Annotated in this window: 18 protein-coding genes and 1 pseudogene; 5 read left to right on the plus strand and 14 right to left on the minus strand. The window is 72.7% G+C overall.

Features of this window, described 5'->3' with window-relative positions; all coding sequences use genetic code 11:
* Positions 1–198: 198 nt before the first annotated feature.
* A complete protein-coding gene (locus tag ACZ619_RS31800; RefSeq protein ID WP_469606258.1) occupies positions 199–1,440 on the minus strand; it encodes an ROK family transcriptional regulator in 1,242 nt (413 codons plus the stop codon).
* Positions 1,441–1,564: 124 nt separating this feature from the next.
* Here ACZ619_RS31800 and ACZ619_RS31805 point away from each other — a divergent pair, with 124 nt between their 5' ends.
* Complete coding sequence (locus ACZ619_RS31805; RefSeq protein WP_469606260.1) at positions 1,565–2,779, plus strand: MFS transporter; 1,215 nt, start codon at positions 1,565–1,567, stop codon at positions 2,777–2,779.
* Here ACZ619_RS31805 and ACZ619_RS31810 read toward each other — a convergent pair.
* Complete coding sequence (locus tag ACZ619_RS31810) at positions 2,739–3,209, minus strand: acyl-CoA thioesterase (protein ID WP_469606263.1); 471 nt, start codon at positions 3,207–3,209, stop codon at positions 2,739–2,741. The genes ACZ619_RS31805 and ACZ619_RS31810 overlap by 41 nt on opposite strands.
* A gap of 145 nt (positions 3,210–3,354) precedes the next feature.
* Here ACZ619_RS31810 and ACZ619_RS31815 point away from each other — a divergent pair, with 145 nt between their 5' ends.
* The 3 genes from ACZ619_RS31815 (at position 3,355) to ACZ619_RS31825 (ending at position 6,555) form a co-directional block, all read left to right on the plus strand.
* Positions 3,355–4,734: a uracil-xanthine permease family protein gene (locus ACZ619_RS31815; RefSeq protein WP_469606266.1), complete on the plus strand. Its 1,380-nt coding sequence runs from the start codon at positions 3,355–3,357 to the stop codon at positions 4,732–4,734.
* 97 nt (positions 4,735–4,831) lie between these two features.
* Positions 4,832–5,518: a DUF5995 family protein gene (locus ACZ619_RS31820; protein ID WP_469606268.1), complete on the plus strand. Its 687-nt coding sequence runs from the start codon at positions 4,832–4,834 to the stop codon at positions 5,516–5,518.
* 107 nt (positions 5,519–5,625) lie between these two features.
* The gene (locus tag ACZ619_RS31825) at positions 5,626–6,555 is read left to right on the plus strand and encodes an LLM class F420-dependent oxidoreductase (protein ID WP_469606270.1); all 930 of its coding nucleotides are present in this window, start codon (positions 5,626–5,628) and stop codon (positions 6,553–6,555) included.
* A 1-nt stretch (position 6,556) separates the two neighbouring features.
* On the opposite strand, the gene ACZ619_RS31830 is transcribed toward ACZ619_RS31825, so the two are convergent.
* The 8 genes from ACZ619_RS31830 to ACZ619_RS31865 all read right to left on the minus strand — a co-directional run bounded on the left by ACZ619_RS31830 (position 6,557) and on the right by ACZ619_RS31865 (position 15,484).
* Complete coding sequence (locus ACZ619_RS31830) at positions 6,557–8,272, minus strand: flavin monoamine oxidase family protein (RefSeq protein WP_469606273.1); 1,716 nt, start codon at positions 8,270–8,272, stop codon at positions 6,557–6,559.
* A gap of 54 nt (positions 8,273–8,326) precedes the next feature.
* The gene (locus ACZ619_RS31835) at positions 8,327–9,115 is read right to left on the minus strand and encodes a carbon-nitrogen hydrolase family protein (RefSeq protein ID WP_469606275.1); all 789 of its coding nucleotides are present in this window, start codon (positions 9,113–9,115) and stop codon (positions 8,327–8,329) included.
* Between the two features lie 145 nt (positions 9,116–9,260).
* Positions 9,261–9,917, minus strand: a complete 657-nt coding sequence (locus ACZ619_RS31840) for a nitrate- and nitrite sensing domain-containing protein (protein WP_469606278.1) — start codon at positions 9,915–9,917, stop codon at positions 9,261–9,263.
* A 93-nt stretch (positions 9,918–10,010) separates the two neighbouring features.
* Positions 10,011–11,492, minus strand: a complete 1,482-nt coding sequence (locus ACZ619_RS31845; RefSeq protein ID WP_469606404.1) for an HAD-IA family hydrolase — start codon at positions 11,490–11,492, stop codon at positions 10,011–10,013.
* Positions 11,493–11,547: 55 nt separating this feature from the next.
* On the minus strand, positions 11,548–12,621 hold the full coding sequence (locus ACZ619_RS31850) for an ABC transporter ATP-binding protein (protein ID WP_469606280.1): 1,074 nt from the start codon (positions 12,619–12,621) through the stop codon (positions 11,548–11,550).
* Between the two features lie 3 nt (positions 12,622–12,624).
* Positions 12,625–13,443, minus strand: a complete 819-nt coding sequence (locus ACZ619_RS31855) for an ABC transporter permease (RefSeq protein ID WP_469606282.1) — start codon at positions 13,441–13,443, stop codon at positions 12,625–12,627.
* The gene (locus ACZ619_RS31860) at positions 13,428–14,327 is read right to left on the minus strand and encodes an ABC transporter permease (RefSeq protein ID WP_469606285.1); all 900 of its coding nucleotides are present in this window, start codon (positions 14,325–14,327) and stop codon (positions 13,428–13,430) included. Before ACZ619_RS31860 ends, ACZ619_RS31855 begins: the two co-directional genes overlap by 16 nt.
* Positions 14,324–15,484 carry an ABC transporter substrate-binding protein gene (locus ACZ619_RS31865; protein WP_469606288.1) on the minus strand — a complete coding sequence of 387 codons (1,161 nt, stop codon included), beginning with the start codon at positions 15,482–15,484 and terminating at the stop codon, positions 14,324–14,326. Before ACZ619_RS31865 ends, ACZ619_RS31860 begins: the two co-directional genes overlap by 4 nt.
* A gap of 235 nt (positions 15,485–15,719) precedes the next feature.
* Between ACZ619_RS31865 and ACZ619_RS31870 the strand changes: the two genes are divergently transcribed.
* Positions 15,720–16,460 carry a GntR family transcriptional regulator gene (locus ACZ619_RS31870; RefSeq protein WP_469606290.1) on the plus strand — a complete coding sequence of 247 codons (741 nt, stop codon included), beginning with the start codon at positions 15,720–15,722 and terminating at the stop codon, positions 16,458–16,460.
* Positions 16,461–16,639: 179 nt separating this feature from the next.
* Here the strand turns inward: ACZ619_RS31870 and ACZ619_RS31875 are convergent, their stop codons facing one another.
* From ACZ619_RS31875 to ACZ619_RS31890, 4 genes and pseudogenes are all read right to left on the minus strand, one after another.
* Entirely contained in the window at positions 16,640–17,092 is a 453-nt protein-coding gene (locus ACZ619_RS31875) for an Lrp/AsnC family transcriptional regulator (protein WP_469606292.1), read from the minus strand.
* Between the two features lie 8 nt (positions 17,093–17,100).
* Positions 17,101–17,490 (minus strand): annotated as a pseudogene (locus ACZ619_RS31880) (amino acid permease); the annotation flags it as partial.
* Between the two features lie 275 nt (positions 17,491–17,765).
* Positions 17,766–19,208: a GuaB1 family IMP dehydrogenase-related protein gene (locus ACZ619_RS31885; RefSeq protein WP_469606294.1), complete on the minus strand. Its 1,443-nt coding sequence runs from the start codon at positions 19,206–19,208 to the stop codon at positions 17,766–17,768.
* Positions 19,209–19,359: 151 nt separating this feature from the next.
* On the minus strand, positions 19,360–19,671 hold the full coding sequence (locus tag ACZ619_RS31890) for a barstar family protein (RefSeq protein WP_469606297.1): 312 nt from the start codon (positions 19,669–19,671) through the stop codon (positions 19,360–19,362).
* Positions 19,672–19,675 lie beyond the last annotated feature (4 nt).

The following is a 19,675-nucleotide window of genomic DNA, read 5'->3' on the forward strand; positions in this document are numbered from 1 at the left end:
GTCGATACAGGGGAATTATGTGGGGTGGCTCACAACCCCTGCCGCTGGACTTCCCTGACGGTCCGTCATGTGCCCAACCGGGGCCCAGGCCGGGGACCTTGGCTTTGGTCCGGACCTATTGACCTGCTGGTCTAGTCCTTTTAGGGTGCCGTCGGGCCCGGTGGCGGTGACGGCGGCCCTTGCCCGCCGCCGGGTCGCTCACCCCCGGCCGGGGGGTGCGAACAGCTCGTCCTGGGCGCGTTCCCGCGCGGTCAGCAGGGCGCCCCGCAGCACGGCCGCGCCGCCGAGCACGCTCGCCCGGACCTCGGTCGCGAGCGGGGACATCCGGCGCAGCCGCTCCTCGACGCGGGCGGCCAGCCCGGGGCCGCCGGCGAGGCCGATCTCGCCGCCGAGGACCACCAGGCCGGGGTCCAGGACCGCGACGACGGCGGCGAGGCCTACGGCGACGCGGTCGGCGAAGGCGTCGAGGAAACGGGCGGACCGGGCCGGGACCCGCGGTCCGCCGCCCGCGGGTGACTCGCCGGTCGCGCGGTTGCCCGCACCCCTCGGGGGCGCTCCGTGCGCGCCTTCTTCGACGAGCCGCACCACCTCCCCCACCAGCCCGTGTTCCGCCGCCAGTTCGGCGATCGCCGCCGCGCCCACCAGGGAGTGGTAACCGCCGGAGCAGTCCGTCGCCGAGGGGAGTGCGACGGTGCCCGGCACCGGCAGGAAGCCGATCTCGCCCGCGCCGCCGGAGGCGCCCCGGCGCAGACGGCCGTCCAGGACGACGGCGGCGCCGCAGCTGTGGCCCAGCCAGAGCAGTACGAAGGTGTCCCGGTCCCGGGCGGCGCCCTCGCGCAGCTCGGCCAGGGCCGCCAGGTTGGTCTCGTTCTCGACGCTGACCCGGGCCCGCGGGAAGCGTTCCTGGAGGGCGGCGACCAGCCTGCGGTGCCAGACCGGCAGGCCCGCCGAGTTGCGCAGTTCGCCGGTGGCCGGGTCGACGAGACCGGGCGCGCCGATCCCGACGGTGTGCAACCGGGCGTCGCCGGTGGCCTGGGCCTCCTTCGCCGCCCGCTCGACCAGCCCCACCGCCCGCTCGACCGCGGCCGCCGTCCCGGCCTCCGGGCGCACCGGCACCGACCCCTCGGCCAGCACCTTCCCCACCAGGTCGGACACCAGTACCGAGACGCTCTCCGTGCGCACGTCCAGGGCGGCGAGACAGGCCTGGTCGGCGACGATGCCGTAGAGCCGGGCGTTCGGCCCCCGGCGCTGCTCGCCGGACTCGCCGACGACGGTGATCAGACCGGAGACGGTGAGCCGCTCGACGAGGTCGGCGACGGTCGGCCGGGACAGTCCGGTCAGCTGCTTCAACTGCCCCGCCGTCAGCGGGCCTTCCTGCTGGAGCAGGCTGAGGGCGAGCCGGTCGTTGATGGCCCGGGCGGTGCTCGGTGATGCGGGCATGGCGGGCATCCTCCCAGATCGGCGCGGGCCGGGACGGCCACATGTCCATCTATCTATCAGGCAGGGTCCCTGATAGTTTACGGCGGTGCAGCGGGGCGGCAGTGACCCGGGGAGGGGCAGGAAAATGAAGTACGTGACCCACGAGGAGCGTGAGGTGAAGCGCGCCCGGTACGCCGTGGCGGCCGTGTTCACCGTGCACGGTGCGGTCACCGGCTCGTTCGCGACCCGGGTGCCCTGGATCCAGGACCATGCCGGGCTGGGCACGGGCCAGCTCGGCTTCGCGCTCGCGTTCACCGCGTTCGGCGCCTCGTGCTCGATGCCGCTGGCGGGCCGGATCAGCCACCGTTTCGGCAGCCGTGCGGCGCTGCGCGGGCTGATCGCGATGTGGACGCTGTCCCTGGTCCTGCCGGCCCTCGCGACGAACCTCTGGACACTGTGCCTGGCGATGTTCGTGTACGGCGCGAGCGCGGGCATGGCGGACGTGGTGATGAACGCGCTCGGCGTGGAGATCGAGCGGCTGATCGACCGGTCGATCATGTCCGGGCTGCACGGCATGTGGAGCGCGGGCACCCTGGTCGGCTCGGCGGCGGGCACCCTCGCCGCGCACCTGGGCACGGACGCCCGGGTGCACTTCGCGCTGTCGGCGGCCGTCCTGACCGTGCTCGGCATCACGGCCGCCGGCTGGGTCCTGGACATCCAGCCCGGCGAGGACGAGGAACCGCCGCCGCGGTTCGCCCTGCCGCCCCGCTCGGCGCTGCTGATCGGCACGGTGGGCTTCTGCGCGGTGTTCGCGGAGGGCGCGAGCCTGGACTGGTCGGCGGTGTTCCTGCGGGACCGGATGGGCGGTTCGGCCGGGCTCGCGGCGGCCACCACCACGGGGTTCATGCTGGCCATGGCGGTGGCCCGGATCAGCGGGGACGCGGTGGTGAACCGCTTCGGCGCGGTGCGCACCGTGCGCGCCGGGGGCGTGCTGGCCGCGCTCGGCGGTCTGCTGGTCGTCGTCGCCGGGAGCCCGGCGGTGGCGATGACCGGGTTCGGGCTGATGGGCCTCGGTATCGCGGTCGTCGTACCGCTGTGCTTCGCGGCGGCCGGGCATGCGGGGCCGAACCCCAGCCAGGCGATCGCGGGTGTGGCGACGATCACCTACACCTCGGGCCTGATCGCGCCCAGCCTGATCGGCGGGGTGGCCCAGGCGACCAGCCTGGTGGTGTCCTTCTGCCTGGTCACGGCGCTGGCGCTGGGCCTGGTGGTGTTCGCGGGCGTACTGCGCGCCGGGGACCGGAGCGGCCGGGCACAGGTCAGTCCGCAGGCCGCAGCAGTTCCCGACCCACGGCCCTGAAGCGGTCGCTCCACGGCGCGGGGCGCAGGGTGGCCGCGTCCGTCCGGACCAGGACCCGGGTGCCCCGCGCGTAGGTCACCGCGCCGTCCCGCGAACAGAACCGGAAGCCGTAGGTGAGGCCGGTGGTGCCGAGCCGTTCCAGCCAGAGGTGGACGGCGTAGGTGCCCGTCCTGGTGACCGGGGCCTCGTAGCCGATCCGCAGTTCCCTGACCACGTTGCAGGCGTCCCCGGCGGCGGCCCAGTCGCCGTCGAAGCGGACGCCGTGCTCCTGCCACAGCTCGGTCCAGGCCCGCTCGACCAGCAGCGGGTAGCGGGCGTTGTGCAGCATCCCGAGCGCGTCGAGGTCGTCGAAGTGGACGCTCACGGGGAGCAGCCGGCCGTAGGCGGGGTCGGAGGCAGAGGCGGGGGCGGGCACGGCTTCGGCGGTCACGGGTGGGGCTCCTGAGCTTCGGGTACACCACCATCCTAAGCGAGCGCTCAGGAACCTCCCCGGGGGTCTCCCCCCGCGACCGGGCACGGGCAGCCGTGACAATGGTGCGGACCGACTTCACGTACGAGGAAAGCGAAGCCCCACCATGGATCTCGGCGTCCGCTGGAAACTGCACGGCGACGGGCGCACGCCCGCGCCCGGAGCGGTGGTGCGCCCCGACGAACGGCTCTCCTGGCCCCGCACGGTCGGACTCGGCGCCCAGCACGTGGTCGCGATGTTCGGCGCGTCCTTCGTCGCCCCGGTCCTGATGGGCCTGAACCCCAACCTCGCGATCATGATGTCCGGCATCGCGACGGTGATCTTCCTGCTCGCGACCCGCGGCCGGGTGCCCAGCTACCTGGGCTGTTCGCTGTCCTTCGTCGGCGTGGCCGCCGTCATCCGGGCGCAGGGCGGCACCAGTGCCACGGTGACCGGCGCGGTCTTCGTGGTCGGCGCCGTGCTCTTCCTGATCGGACTGGCCGTCCAGCGCTTCGGCGCCCGGATCATCCACGCCACGATGCCGCCGATCGTCACCGGCGCGGTCGTGATGCTGATCGGCTTCAACCTCGCGCCCGTCACCGCCTCCACCTACTGGCCGCAGGACCAGTGGACCGCGCTGCTGACGATGCTGTTCACCGGTCTGGCCGTCGTCTGTCTGCGTGGTTTCTGGTCTCGCATCGCGATCTTCCTGGGCCTGATCTTCGGATACGCCCTCTCCTGGGTCCTCGACCTGGTCTTCGGCAAGATCCACTCGATGAGCCCCGGCGGCAAGGTCACCGACCACTGGCGGCTGGACCTCTCCGGTGTCGGCAAGGCCGACTGGATCGGCCTGCCCTCCTTCCACGGCCCGTCCTTCCAGTGGTCGGCGATCCTGGTCGCGCTGCCCGTCGTCATCGCGCTGGTCGCCGAGAACACCGGGCACATCAAGGCCGTCGCGCAGATGACCGGCGCCCCGCTCGACGACAAACTGGGCACGGCGATCTCGGCCGACGGCGTCGCCTCGATGCTCTCCACCGCCCTGGGCGGCCCGCCCAACACCACGTACTCCGAGAACATCGGCGTCATGGCCGCGACCCGCGTCTACTCCACCGCCGCCTACTGGGCCGCCGCCGGCTTCGCGCTGCTCTTCGGCGTCTGCCCCAAGTTCGGCGCGGTGGTGGCGGCGATCCCGGGCGGGGTCCTCGGCGGCATCACCGTCATCCTGTACGGCATGATCGGCCTGCTCGGCGCCCAGATCTGGCTGCACGCCGGGGTCGATCTGCGCAACCCGCTCAACCTGGTGCCGGCCGCGGCGGGCATCATCATCGGTGTCGGCAACGTCAGCATGCAGTTCACCGACAACTTCTCGCTGAGCGGCATCGCGCTCGGCACGCTGGTCGTCATCACCGGCTACCACGCCCTGCGCGCGATGGCCCCGGCCCACCTCAAGGCGCAGGAACCACTGCTCGACGAGGGCACCAGCTCCTACGACGACACCAGGCCGTAGGCGCACGGGGCACCGCCCGGCGGGTCCGTTCCCCCGTTCCGGGGAAGCGACGGGCCCGTCGGCACGCGCGCCGGCCCGGGGCTGGGACCCTTCCCCCATGGCGCAGTCGGAACACCTCACCGCTCCGGTCGGCACCGTGCTCTCCCGGATGCGCGCCCTGGACGCGGCCCTGCCCGGGCGGGACGGTCTCGCGGTCTTCAACCGTGTCTACCTCGCCGTCACGGAGGAGGTCGAACGGCGCCTGGACGGGGGGCGGTTGGGCGACCCGAGAGCGGCGGCGACGCTGGACGTGCGGTTCGCGGAGCGCTATCTGGCCGCCGTCGACGCGGCGTTCGGCGACCGCAGGCCGCCGGCCTGCTGGCGGCCGCTGTTCCAGTTCCGCCACCATCCCGGCGTACGGCCGCTCCAGTTCGCGCTGGCTGGCATCAACGCGCACATCGGGCACGACCTGGCGCTGGCCGTGGTGGACAGCTGTCACACGCTCGACTGCGAACCGGCCGATCTGGAGGGCGAGTTCGACCGCGTGGGCGACCTCCTCGTCGCGCTGGAGGAGCGCATCCGCGAGGATCTGATGCCGGGCCCCGACCTGCTCCAGATCGCCGACCCGCTGACCCATCTGCTCGGTTCCTGGAGCCTGGAGCGGGCGCGGGACGCGACCTGGTCGGCGGCGCGGGCGCTGTGGGCGCTGCGCAGGTTCGAGGACCTGGTCGAGGAGTTCACCGAGCGGCTGGACGCGGCGGTCGGGCTCGCGGGACGGATGCTCCTGACCCCGCTGCCCGGCTGATCCGGCTCCCTCCGGCCTGATCCGGTCGCCCCGCGAGGTGCTGCCGGAATGCCCGTGCCACCGCCCTACGTTGACGGAAGCCACCCGATCGCAAAGGAGCACCGGTCATGACCACCAGGCTGGGCCTCGGCCTTCCCCAGATGCGGCAGTACTCCATCGGCACGGACGTCGCCGACGTGGCGCGCGCCGCCGAACGGATCGGCTACGACAGCCTGTGGGTCTTCGAGCGGGCCCTGTTCCCCGAGCCCGCCACCCAGGGCCTCTACGGCGTGGCGGGTCTCCCCTGGCCCGACCATTACCGGAACGTGGCCGAGCCCCTGGTCACGCTGACCCTCGCCGCCGCGGCCACCGAGCGGGCGCGGCTGGGCTCCAGCGTGCTGGTGGCGCCGCTGCACCTCCCCTTCCAGCTGGCCAAGTCGCTGGCCACGCTGGACGCGGCGAGCGGCGGCCGGGTGATCGCGGGCCTGGGCACCGGCTGGTCGCTGGACGAGTACGCGGCCGCCGGTGTCCGGCCGTTCGCGGAGCGCGGCAAGGTGCTGGACGAGGTGATCGAGGTGTGCCGGGCGGTGTGGGGCGCCGACCCGGTGCGGTACGACGGGCGGGTGACGAGCATCGCCTCCGCCGTGGTCGGCCCCAAGCCCGCCCGGCCGATCCCGATCATGCTGGCCGCGGCCGGGCGCAAGGCCCGGCGCAGGCTGGTCGACCACGCCGACGGCTGGCTGCCGGTGGGCATGGGGGTCGGGCAACTCGCCACCCAGTGGAAGGAGTTGCAGGACCTCGCCGCCGAACGCGGCCGCACCGAGCCGATCCGGACGGTCGTGCGCGTCAACTCCGTGGTCACTCCCAAGCCCTACGACGGCCCCGACCGCCGCCCCTTCCAGGGCAGCACCGACCAGATCGTCGAGGACCTGGTGGCCCACGCGGCCCTCGGCCTGGAGGAGATCCTCGTCGACCTCCAGACCACCCCGCGCGACGCCCAGGAACTCAAGGCCGTGGCGGCCGAGGTCTACGAGAAGGCCAGGGCGGCCGGGGTCTAGTTCAGTCCTCGGGGAGTTCGACCGGCGCGATCTCGTCGTAGACGTCGCCGGGGCCCGGGTTGGCGGGGTCGCTCTCGCCTCCGAAGTGGTGCATGACGCCCCAGACCGCGTTCAGCGCGGTCTGGACGGCGCCCTCGGCCCAGCCTGCCGTCCAGGAGATGTCGTCGCCGGCGAGGAAGACGCCCCGCTCGCCGGCGGGCAGCGAGTCCTGCATGAAGTGCGTGAACAGGCGCCGCTGGTAGCGGTAGTGGCCGGGCAGGTTGGCCTTGAACGCGCCCATGAAATAGGGCTCGTTCTCCCAGGACACGGTCACCGGGTTGCCGATGACGTGCTTCCTGATGTCGACCTTCGGGTAGATCTCGCCGAGCGACTTCAGCATGACCTCCATCCGCTCGTGCGCGGACAGCGGCAGCCACTTCAGGCTGTCGTCGCACCAGGTGTACGAGAGGCAGATGACGGCGGGCCTGTCCGGGCCGTCGTCGAGGAGGTAGGTCCCGCGGGTCATGCGGTCGGTGAGCGTCATCGACATGACGTCCCGGCCGGTCGGAACTCCCCGGTCGTCGACGGCCTTGTCGAGCCAGAAGGGCCGGTCGACCGGCACGAAGAGCTTGCTGGACTCCATGTAGTGGGTGCGCTCGATCGCCGTCCAGTGGTCGATCGGGAAGAGCGAGTCGTCGCAGGCGATCTTGGAGAGCAGCATCCAGGACTGGGCGGTGAAGACAACCGCCCGGTAGGTGCGGATGTCGCCGTGGGCGTCGGTCACGGTGATCCGGTTGCCGCCGGTGCGGTGCAGCCGGGTCACCGCGGGGCGCGGCTCGCCGTTCTCGTGCAGCTGTGCGAGCGAGGTCCCGTACGCCCAGTGCACGATCTTCTCCGGCTCGTGCTCCCAGAGCCGGACCGGGAGCTGCTGGCTGCCGCCGACGATGCCGCGGTGGTGGTCGTCGGCCTCGGTGTAGACGACCCGCAGGATCTCCAGGATGGAGTTGGGGAAGTCGGTGTCCCAGCCGCCCGTGCCGAAGCCGACCTGGCCGAAGATCTCGCGGTGCCGGAAGGACTTGAAGGCCTCGGAGTCGCAGAGGAAGCCGTAGAAGGTCTGGTTGTCGAGCTTCTCGACCAGCCGCGACCAGATCTCGCGGATGCGCGGCACGTCCCGCTCGCGCAGGGCGCGGTTCATGTCGGAGAAGTCGGCGCCCTCCTCCAGGCACCGGTTCCAGGCGTCCGCGACGTCCCGGTAGACCTGCGGCAGGTCGTCGGCGGTCTCCGCGTAGTGCGACTCGCCCTTGAGGTCGACCACCGTCGAAGGGGTGGTCTCCGCGAGGGGGTTGGGGAACGGCCGGGTCTCCAGTCCCACCAGGTCGATGTAGTGCTGGAGGGCGGTGGAGGACGGCGGGAAGCGCATCGCGCCCATCTCGGCGGTGAGCGAGGGGTCGCAGCCCTCGAAGCCGACGGTCCGCAGCCGTCCGCCGATCCGGTCGGCCTCGTGGACGACCGGCTTCAGGCCCATCTTCATCAGCTCGTAGGCGGCCACGATGCCGGACAGTCCGCCGCCGATCACCGCGACCTCGGTGCCGTGCTCGGTGGCCGGGATCCGGCCCAGGCCCGCCGGGTGGGCGAGGAAGTCGTCGTAGGCGTAGGGGAAGTCCGGGCCGAACATGGTGATCGGCGGCAGCTGCGGCTCGCCTGCGTGCTCGACGGCGTTGGGCACGGTGGACGTCATGGGGTACGGACTCCTGGCGGCATGTGTGAAGTGGAGCTGGGGGGAGGCGGAAGGTCAGGCCAGGGACCCGTAGAGGCCGGGGCGGCGGTCCCTCAGATACGGGTTGGCCGCGCGGGAGGCGGCGAGCAGGGCCGGGTCGGCGTCGGCGAGGACGAGTTCCTCCGCGCGGCCGGCGCGGGCACGGGCGACCCCGTCGGGTCCGGCCAGCGCGGAGAGACCGAAGAACTCGAACTCCCCTTCCTGGCCGACCCGGTTGGCGTAGGCCACGTACATCTGGTTCTCCCAGGCCCGCACCGGTACCAGGGCCTCGGCGACGAACTCGAAGGGGTGCATGTTCGCCGTCGGGACGAGGAGCAGGTCGGTGCCGGCCAGCGCGTGGGCGCGGACGGGCTCCGGGAACTCGACGTCGTAGCAGATCATGATCCCGACGGTGAGGCCGTTCAGTTCGGCCTGGACGACCGGCCGCTCGCCCGGGGTGAAGTGGTCGTGCTCGAAGCCGCCGAAGAGGTGGGTCTTGCGGTAGTTCGCGAGCCGGGTGCCGTCGGCGGAGATCAGCTGGGCGGAGTTGTGGACGGCGGCGCCGTCGCGCTCCGGGTAGCCGTAGACGATCGCCAGGCCGTGTCGGCGGGCCAGCCGGGCGACGGCGTCCGCGCTGTCGCCGTCGGCGGGCTCGGCGAGGCGGGCGATGTCGTCGCCGATCGCGTAGCCGGTCAGGAACATCTCCGGTGCGACGAGGAGCGCGGCGCCCGCGGCGGCGGCCCGGCCGGCGGCCTCGTCGAGCACCTTGAGGTTCTCGACGGTCGAGCCGGGGCGGCCGGAGCTCTGGAGCAGGGCGGTGCGCATGCGGGGTCCTCACCGGTACGGAGGGGGTCTGGGTGCCTTTAGACCGTAAGGTCGCCGGGCCGGGCCGGACAAGGAGGAGCCGTTGCGCGCCGGTGGGCGGTTCGTTGCGTCCGCCGGGGGCCGGGCGGCGATTCGTTGCGCGGGGTCACAGCTCCCGCAGCCGCTCCACGATCTCCCTGAGCAGCCCGGGGTCGGCGGCCGCCCCGGCCGGCACCGCCCGCACCCGCACCCGCACCCGCACCCGCTCGATGACGACCTGGGCCTCCCGGGCCAGTTGTCCGGTCTGGAGGCCGGTGAGGGCGGACTCGACGTCGAAGCCGGGTTCGACGAGCGCGCTGTAGGCGGTGACCGCGCCGTCCCGGGAGATCCGCCGGGACAGCACCCGCTCGCGCAGTGCGGCCAGCCCGTCGGCGGCGGTCACCATCGCGTCCGGCGAACGGCGCTGCCGGCCGCTGAGCCGGCCCCGGCCCCGGTCGCCGTTCCGGACGGCCGCGCGCACGGCGGCCACCGCCCGGTCGGTGCGCCGCCGCTGGGCGAGCAGGCGGCCGGCGGTCGCCATGCCCGGACGGTGGCCCAGGTAGGCCGCCGACAGCCGCCGTTCGATCTGGATCTGCCCGACGGCGGTGTCGACGGGGGTGCCGAAGTCGTCGTACACGTCCTGGACCCGGAGCAGGGCGCGCAGTTCGGCCGTCACCGACACCATGGCGAAGCTCCACAGGACCGTCAGGGCGAGGACCGGGGCGAGCGCGAGCGTCACGATGCGCGTGCGGACGGTGGCGGGACGGCCGAGGGGCCAGCGCATGGTTACCTGCCGGTGTTACCAGTCAGTACGGAGCCCGGCACAAACTACGGGATCGCTACCGGGCCCGCAATGGTTGCCCGCGGTAACCCCTGCTCAAGGCTGGACGGCGAACGTGGTGACGACGGCCGCGTGGTCGGAGGGCCAGTCGTTGTCCGCCACCTCGGGCCAGGGCGCCGGATCGCCGAGCACGAAGGTCCGCGAGTCGAGCACGCGCAGGCCCCGCTGGAGCACGTAGTCGATCCGGTCCTGCGGCTCGGCCCGCCCGCCGCCGTCCTCGTGGACGGGGTGGATCGGCGACCAGGTGTGTCCGGGCCCGGCGAGCGGGTCCGGGTGGGCCTCGCGGTAGGAGTCCCGGAAGCCGGCCGCCTCGGCCGCCCGGGTCACCGGCCAGGCGACGTCCGGCCAGTCCAGGTGGGACGGGCAGTTGAAGTCCCCGACCAGCACCACCGGCACGGGGGTGTCCCCGATCCGGCGCAGGGCCTCCCGCATCTGCCCGAGCCGCACCTCCTCGTGGGCGACCAGCTCGTCCGCGCCGAGCCCGTCGAAGTGGAACTCGTAGGGCCCGTACGGCGTGTAGTGCAGGTGCGCGGTCCAGATCTCGACCTCGACGCCGGGGCGTACGGCGATCCGCACCCCGGCGGCCCCGTAGAAGCCGACGTCCGGGTCGCCGAGGCGGGCGGTGACCGGGTGGCGGCTGATGATCCCGAGGTTCTCGCCGGCCGTGTGGTGGTGCCAGCCGAGCGCCTCGGCGAGTTCGGCGGCCGAGGTGCCGCCGGTCTCCTGGAGGCCGACGACGTCCGCGCCCGCGTCGAGGATCGCCTTGACCTGCTTGGCCCGGTGGCCGTCGACCCGGCTGCCGCCGAGCCACAGGTTCCAGGACATGACCCGGAGTTCGGGCGCGACCATCGCGCTCAGCTCCCGCACGGTGACCCCGACCAGGGTGTCCCGCACGGTCCGGCCGGGCGCGCCGCCGATCGGGGCGAGGGAGGGCACGGCCAGCACCGCGCAGCCGGCCGCCTCGGCGGAGGCGACACCGGTCTCGGTGTCCTCGACGGCGACGCAGGACGCGGGGTCGACACCGAGGGCGCGGCAGGCGGCGAGGTAGGGGTCGGGGGCGGGCTTGGTGCGGCCGGTGTCGTCGGCGGTGACGGAGACGGCGAAGCGGCCGGGGCCGAGGGCGTCGAGCACGAGGTCGGCGACCGCGCGGGGGGAGGCGGTGACCAGGGCGGTGGGGACGCCGGCCGCGGCCAGCGCGTCCAGCAGGTCGAGGGCGCCGGGGCGGGGCACGATGCCGGTGCGGACGCGGTCCGCGAACCCCCGGTGCAGCAGGGCCGCGAGTTCGGCGGCCGGGCGGTCCGTGGCGGCGGCGAGCCACTCGGCGGTGTGTTCCACCGGGCGGCCCAGCACCTCGGGTTCGTCCGCCTCGGCGAGCGGACGCCCGGCGACCTGCTCCACCGCCTCCCACCACAGCCGCTCGGTGTCGACGAGCGTTCCGTCCATGTCGAAGAGCACGGCGCTGGGCGGCCGGACGGGAGCGGAGGAGGGCGGGAGCGGGTGTGGGGGGCGGGGCGTCACGTTGTCGTCGTTCCTCACGTCGGGGCTTCGGTGCGTCGGGGTGTGGGGGGGAGGGCTACTTGGGGGCGCGCTCCGCGACGAGAACGGGCCGCTCGGGCAGCGAGAGGGTCACTGCGGTTCCGGCGCCCAGCGCGGCGGCGTCGTGGGCGGGCAGGTCGGCCTTGGCCTCGGTGCCGTCGGCGAGCCGTACGGTGACCCGGACGACCGCGCCCAGGAAGGCGGTGGCGACGACGGTGGCCGTACCGGCGGCGTCCGCGCGCACCCGGACCGCCTCCGGCCGTACGAGCACGTCGGCCTCGGCCGTGTCCGGTGCCGGTCCGTCGACCGGCAGCCGCTGCCCGAGCACCTCGACCGAGCCGTCCTTGACCGTTCCCGGGATCCGGCTCATCGTGCCGACGAACTCGGCGACGAAGGCGGTGGCGGGGCGGCCGTACAACTCGGCGGGTTCGGCGCACTGTTCGAGCCGCCCGGCGCGCATCACGGCGACCCGGTCGGCGACGGACAGGGCCTCCTCCTGATCGTGGGTCACGAACAGCGCGGTGATGCCGAGTTCCTGCTGGAGCCGGCGGATCTCCTCGCGGAGCGTCAGCCGGACCTTGGCGTCCAGGGCGGACAGCGGCTCGTCGAGCAGCAGCACCCGGGGCCGCAGGGCGAGGGCACGGGCCAGCGCGATGCGCTGCTGCTGGCCGCCGGAGAGCTGGTGCGGGAACCGCTCCCCCTTGTCGGCGAGGCCGACCAGTTCCAGCAACTCGGCCGCCCGTGCCCGGCGTTCGCTCGCCCGCACCTTGCGCATCCGCAGCCCGAACGCCACGTTGTCGACGGCGTCGAGGTGCGGGAAGAGGCTGTACGACTGGAAGACCATCCCGGCGTCCCTGCGGTGCGCCGGGACATGGGTGACGTCCTCGCCGTCCACCAGCACCGCGCCGGAGTCGGGGTGCTCGAACCCGGCGAGCATGCGCAGCGCGGTGGTCTTGCCGCAGCCGGACGGGCCGAGCAGGGCCAGGAACTCCCCCGGCCGGACGGTCAGGTCGAGTCCGTCGAGCGCGACGGTGGCGCCGAACTCCCGCCGCAGCGAGCGGAATTCGACGGTGGCGGCGGTGGTGGCCTTCTCAGGCGTGCTGACGCTCATGGTTCATCCCCGGGACGAAGCGGTTCGGTCGCGGCCGCCGGCACCGGCGATCACGAGGAGCAGGGCCCAGGTCAGCAGGAGGCTGAGCACGGACACGGCGACGGACATCTGGGCCTGCGAGCCGCCGACGTCGTAGATCCACACGGCGAAGGGTTCGAAGCCCAGCAGCCGGGCGACCGTGAACTCGCCCAGTACCAGGGCGAGGGTGAGGAAGGACGCGTTGAGCAGCGCCCCGCGCAGGTTGGGCAGCACGGCCCGGACGAGGGCCTGCGGCCATGAGGCCCCGCAACTGCGGGCGGCCTCGACGAGAGTGCGCACGTCGATCGCGCGCAGTCCGGCGTCCAGCGCCCGGTAGACGAAGGGCAGCGCCATCACGACGTACGCGAGGACGAGCACGACGGGGAAGCCGGGGTTCTGGACGGCGACGAAGGTCTGGAACAGCGGGGTCCGGGACAGGTGGTCGGGGCCCCACTTGAGCACGGTGACGATGCCGGCCACGAACGCGATCGGCGGCACCACCAGCGGCAGCGAGCAGACGATCTCGACCACGGGCCGCAGCCTGGGCGCGCCGAGCCGCAGGGCGACCACGGCGGGGACCATCAGCAGCAGCACCACGGCGATGGTGGCGACGGCCAGTTCCAGCGAGAGCAGCAGGCTGGAGAGGAAGCCGTCGGCGGACAGGATCTGGGTGTAGGCGTCGAAGGTGACGCCCTGGCCGGGCACGTCCACGGTGAACAGGACGGAGGCGGCCAGCGGGATCAGGAAGTAGAGGGCGGCCAGGCCGAGGACGGCCCAGCGCCAGGGGTTCAGGCGTCGAGCCATCGGGCGCTCCGTCGTTGCAGGGGCAGGTACACGGCCATCACCAGGCCCGCCACCAGCACCATGTCCAGGCTCAGGGCGAGGGCCACGTTCTCCTGGCCGACCAGGACGTTGCCGGAGAGGGCGTCGGCGATCTGGAGGGTGACCAGCGGGACCGCGCTGCCGACCATCGCGGCGGCGGTGGCGTAGGCGGCGAAGGCGCTGCCGAAGAGCAGCACGAGTCCGCCGAGCAGCGAGGGCGCGAGCACGGGCAGCGCCACGAACCGCCAGTACTGCAGGCCGGTGGCGCCGTTGTTGAGGGCGGCCTCCCGCCACTGCGCGCGCAGCCCGTCCAGGGCCGGGGTGATGGTGAGGACCATGAGCGGGATCAGGAAGTACAGGTAGACGAGGACGAGCCCCCAGAAGCTGTACAGGTCCCAGCCGTGGTCCGCGAGCCCGAGGTGCACGGTGAGCACACCGGCGTTGCCGAGGGTGGCCACGAACGCGAACGCCAGCGGTACACCGCCGAAGTTGGCGAGCACACCGGAGGCGGTGAGCACGGCCTCGCGCAGCGCCCGGGAGCGCGAGGCGACCACGGCCTGCGCGAGCGGCAGCCCGAGCACGGCCGCGAGGACGGCGGAGATCGCGGACAGCTTCACACTGCCCACGAGGGCGGTGAGGTAGGGCCCCTGGAGCGAGTCGGTGAGGTTGCGCGCGGTGTACGAGGACACCCCGCTCGCCGGGTCCTTGACCGTGAAGGCGCCGTTCAGCATGGCCACGGCCGGCAGCCCGAAGGCGACGGCCGTGAAGGCGAGCAGCGGGACGACGGCCAGCCAGCCGGGGGCGCGGCGCCGCCGCTTGCGGGAAGCGGCGGACACCACGTCGGCCCGCGTGAGCGTGGCCGTCATCCGGAGACGGCCTTGGACCAGCCGGACGAGAGGACCGTCTTGGCCTTCTCCTGCTGGGCCTCGGTCGGGAAGGTCGGCGTGCCGGTGACCGCGGGGAGCTTGGCCGCGGCCGTCTTGTCGAGGGTGCCGGCCTTCTCCAGGGCGGACATCAGGACCGGACGCGCGTACCCCTTGAGCCACAGGTTCTGGCCCTCGGCGCTGTACAGGTACTCCTGCCACAGGCGGGCGGCCGCCGGGTGCGGGGCGTCCTTGTTGACGGCCTGGGAGTAGTACTGCGAGAACTGGCCGTCGGCCGGGACCGCCACCTTCCAGTCCACGCCCTTGGACTTGAACTCGTCGGCGTAACCCGCGTTGAGGTAGTCCCAGTCGATGGAGATGGGCGTCTCGCCCTTCTCGACGGTGGCCGGGGTGGACTCGACGGGCGTGTAGTTGCCGTTCTTCTTCAGCTCGGCGAAGAAGTCGAGGCCGGGCTGGATGTCGTCGAAGGAGCCCTTGTTCGCGAGGGCGGCCGCGTAGACGCCGCCGAACGCCGAGCCGGACTTGGTCGGGTTGCCGTTGAGGGCGACCTGGCCCTTGTACTGCGGCTTCAGCAGGTCGGCGAAGGTCGTCGGACAGGTCTTCACCCGCTTCGCGTCGCAGCCGATGGAGATGTAGCCGCCGTAGTCGTTGTACCAGCGGGCCTGCGGGTCCTTCTGGCCCTCGGGGATGTCGGCGTAGGAGGTCACCTTGTACGGCGCGAGCAGGCCCTGCTGGGCGGCGCTGAGCGCGAAGGACGACCCGAGGTCGAGCACGTCCGGCGCCCGGTCCTGGCCCTTGCGCGAGGTCACGGCGTTGATCTCGTCCTGGCTGGAGCCGTCGGGGCTCTCGTCCTCGATCTTGATGCCGTACTTCTTCTTGAAGCCGTCGATGACGGCGCCGTAGTTCGCCCAGTCGCGGGGCACGGCGATGAGGTGCAGCGTGCCCTCCTTCTTCGCCGCGGCGACCAGCTTGTCCATGCCGCCGAGGTCGGCGGCGGAGGTGGCGGTGGCGGCGTTCTTGCCGTCGGAGGTGGTGGACGACGCGTTGTCGGGAGCGGCACCGCAGCCGCTCAGGACGAGCGCGGCTATGGCGGCGAGGGAGCCGCCGAGGAGGGCGGTTCTCGGCAGGGACACGGTCACGGTCTCTCCAGGGAGTACGCACGAGGGTGGGTGGCGCTGTGATGGCACCGAGCGAACTTGTCTGAACAAGTTGGCCCTAGTACGCCCGCCGTGGGTTTCCCCTTCATGAACGGTGACGAAACTCCAGCCCCTGATTCCCTGCACAATCCTGGCCGGGCACGGGCGGACACGAATCATCGGGGAACGTCGATTAGGCTGATCACGCTGTGCACAGCGGCCTGGCCAGAGGGGGAGCATGACGGCGCGACACGAGGAGATCGCCGACGAACTGCGGCGCGCCATCGACCGCGAGGAGTACACCGTCGGCAGCCGGCTGCCCGCGGAGACGGAGCTCGCCGCGCAGTACGGCGTCTCCCGGGGCACGGTCCGCCAGGCCGTCGCCGCGCTCACCTCCGAGGGGCTGATCGGCTCCCGTCAGGGCGCCCGCCGGGTGGTGCTGGCCAGCCGCCGCAGCCAGAGCTTCGCGGAGCTGCGCAGCTTCGCGCAGTGGGCGCGGGCGATGGGCCGCGAGGCGACCGGCCACGTGATCTCCCAGGAGTACCGCCCCGCCGCCCAGGAGGACGCGGTCCGCCTCCAGCTGCCGGTCGGCACACCGGTGTTGCACGTCCTCCGGGTCCGGGGCCTGGACGGCGAACCGGTGCTGCTGGAACGCACCGTCTACGCGGACTGGATCTCCCCGGCGGTACAGGCGATAGAACCCGGATGCCCGTCGGTCACCCAACGCCTCTACGAGGAGAAGGGCCTGGTCTTCGCGTACGGCGAGCACGTGATCGACGCGGTGGCGGCCGGGGCGCAGGACGCGGAACTGCTGCGGGTGCGGCGGACGAGTCCGCTGCTGCGGGTGCGCCGGGTGACGACGACGCGGGAGGGCCGGCCGGTGGAGTGGTCGGACGACCGCTACCGCTCGGACGCGGTCAGCTTCAGCGTCCACAACTCCATCGGCAGCAACGCGCTGTCGCGGAAGACCGCGGAGTAGGGGGCGGGGGTGCGGGCCGAGCACCGGGTGCGGATGCGTGGGGGCTGGTCGCGCAGTTCCCCGCGCCCCTTCAGGTGGGACCGGTTGAGCTGTTTTCAGGGGCGCGGGGAACTGCGCGGGCAACCACGCACCATCCGCACCCGGCGCTCGGCCCGCACTCCCCGAGCCCTACCCCGTTCTCACCCCGGCGCCCCTGACGAGAACCGTCGCAGCAACGGCGAGAGCACCAGGACCGACTTGGTGCGCTCCACGAACGGTTCCCCCGCGATCCGCTCCAGGACGCGTTCGAAGTGACGCATGTCCGACGCGAAGACCTGCACGACCGCGTCCGCGTCACCGGTGACCGTCGACGCGGCCACCACCTCCTGGTACCGCTCCAGCCCCCGCTGGATCGTCTCCGGCGACGTGTTGCTCCGGCAGAAGATCTCGACGAACCCCTCGGTCTCCCAGCCGAGGGCCGCCGGGTCGACCCGTACCGTGAATCCGGTGATGGCTCCGGTCGCGCGCAGCCGGTCCACGCGCCGTTTCACGGCGGGCGCGGACAGGCCGACCAGTTGCCCGATGTCCGCGTAGGAGCGGCGGGCGTCCTCGGCGAGGGCGTGCACGATGCGTTCGTCGAGATCGTTCAGCAAGGGGTCGTTCAGCTCTCAGATGGTGCAAGACGGGACCGGCAAAAGCCGTACCCGAAGTAGAACACGAGCCCGACGGCCATCCGGACACCGAAGACCACCCGGGTCACGGACGAGAGGCTGCCCATCGTCCAGACGCAGAACCCGAAGCCCAGCGCGGGCAGCAGCGGGGACAGCGGCACCCGGAACGTACGGGGCATGTCCGGACGCGTCCGGCGCAGCACGACGACGGCGATGTTGACCAGGCCGACGGCGAACAGCGTGCCGATGCTGGTGGCGTCGGCCAGCCGGCCCAGCGGGACCGCGGCCGCGAGCACACCGCAGAACACGGAGACGATGACGGTGTTGGCACGCGGCGCCCCGGTCCTCGGGTGCACCCGGGCGAACACCTTCGGCACCAGGACGTACAGCGCGGGCAGGTCTCGGTTCGTGGGGGTGCGCCTCGGTCAAGCACGCCCGGCTCCCTCGTCGCCGCGGGACCGTCCGGGCGGGCGGGGAGCGACGGCACCCCGTCCCGCCGGGGCCCGTCCCGCCGGGGCCCGTCGAGCGGGGTCCCGGCCACGCCGCGTACAGCGCATGACCCTACGAGCCCGCGCTTCACGGACGTAACGCGGCAACCTTGCCCATACCCGCAAGATCGCTGCGTTCGTGGCGCGGGCGCGGGCTTTTGTTGCGCCTAGCTCCAGCTCGCGTGCAGCGGCTTGCCCTCGGCGTAGCCCGCGGCGCTCTGGACGCCCACGATCGCCTTCTCGGCGAACTCCTCCAGGGAGCCCGCGCCCGCGTACGTGCAGGAGGACCGGACACCCGCGATGATCGAGTCGATCAGGTCCTCCACGCCCGGCCGGGTCGGGTCGAGGTACATCCGGGAGGTCGAGATGCCCTCCTCGAACAGCGCCTTGCGGGCCCGGTCGTAGGCCGACTCCTCGGAGGTGCGGTTGCGCACCGCCCGCGCCGACGCCATGCCGAACGACTCCTTGTACAGCTGCCCGTCGGCGTCCTGCTGGAGGTCGCCGGGCGACTCGTACGTGCCCGCGAACCAGGAGCCGACCATCACGTTGGACGCGCCGGCGGCCAGCGCCATGGCGACGTCGCGGGGGTGCCGCACGCCGCCGTCGGCCCACACGTGCTTGCCGTACTTGCGCGCCTCGGCGGCGCACTCCAGGACCGCCGAGAACTGCGGCCTGCCGACGCCGGTCATCATCCGGGTGGTGCACATCGCGCCGGGGCCCACCCCGACCTTGATGATGTCGGCGCCCGCCTCGACGAGGTCCTTGACGCCCTCGGCGGAGACGATGTTGCCGGCCACGATCGGCACCCGCGGGTCCAGGTCGCGGACCAGCTTGATCGCGCTGAGCATCGACTCCTGGTGGCCGTGCGCGGTGTCGATGACGAGCGTGTCGACGCCCGCTTCGAGCAGCAGCCGGGCCTTGTCCACGAAGTCGCCGTTGATGCCGACGGCGGCGGCGACGCGCAGCCTGCCGTCCGCGTCGGTCGCGGGCGTGTACAGGGTGGCGCGCAGGGCGCCCTTGCGGGTGAGGATGCCGGCGAGCTTGCCGTCCCTGTCGACGGCCGGGGCGTAGCGGCGGTTGGCGGCGTCCAGCCTGTTGAACGCCTCGCGGGGGTCGATGTCCGCGTCGATCAGCAGCAGGTCGCGGGACATGACCTCGGCGAGCTGGGTGAAGCGGTCGACGCCGCTGAGGTCGCGGTCGGTGACGACACCGACGGGACGGCCGTCCTCGTCGACGACGACACCGGCGTCGTGCGCGCGCTTGGGCAGCAGGGCCAGCGCGTCGGCGACGGTCTGGTGCGGGGCCAGCACGATCGGGGTGTCCAGCACGAGGTGACGGCTCTTCACCCAGGTGATGACATCGGTGACCACGTCGATCGGGATGTCCTGCGGGATCACGACGAGTCCGCCGCGCCGGGCCACCGTCTCGGCCATCCGGCGGCCCGCGATGGCGGTCATGTTGGCGACGACCAGCGGGACCGTGGTGCCGGTGCCGTCCGGCGAACCGAGGTCCACGGCCTGCCGCGAGCCGACCGAGGAACGGCTCGGCACCATGAAGACGTCGTCGTACGTCAGGTCGTACGCGGGCTGGATGTCATTGAGGAAACGCACGTGCCGCACATCCCAGTCGATCAGAGGTGACCCCCGGACCGGCCGGCCAGGGGGAAGAGCACGTACTTCATTGTCCCATGGGGGCCGGTATGTGATGCCCGGGACGAACGTCCAGGCAGGTCAGCGACGGTTCGGAGGAACGTCCAAGCTGTCAGCCGAGGGCCAGCGCCACGGTGAGGGACGGTTCGCCGAGCGCCGCGTGGGTGAAGACGTCCTGGGCGACCCGCCACTCCTCCGGCCGGGTCCGCGCGTACCCCTGCCAGCCGGTGACGACGACGAGGAGCCCGGGGCCGACGGCCTGCGGCGGCCAGACGGAGGGATCGCGCAGACTGTCGGCGAGGGCGTCCCAGTTGCGGCCGAACCAGTCGGGCAGGCCCAGGGCGGCGACCGCCCGGTCCATCAGGCCGGCCTTGTCGGCGACCCCGCCGAGGTCCAGCGTGACCAGATACGGACTCGTCGTCATCTCA

It is taken from the genome of Streptomyces sp. NPDC104367, assembly GCF_055583825.1.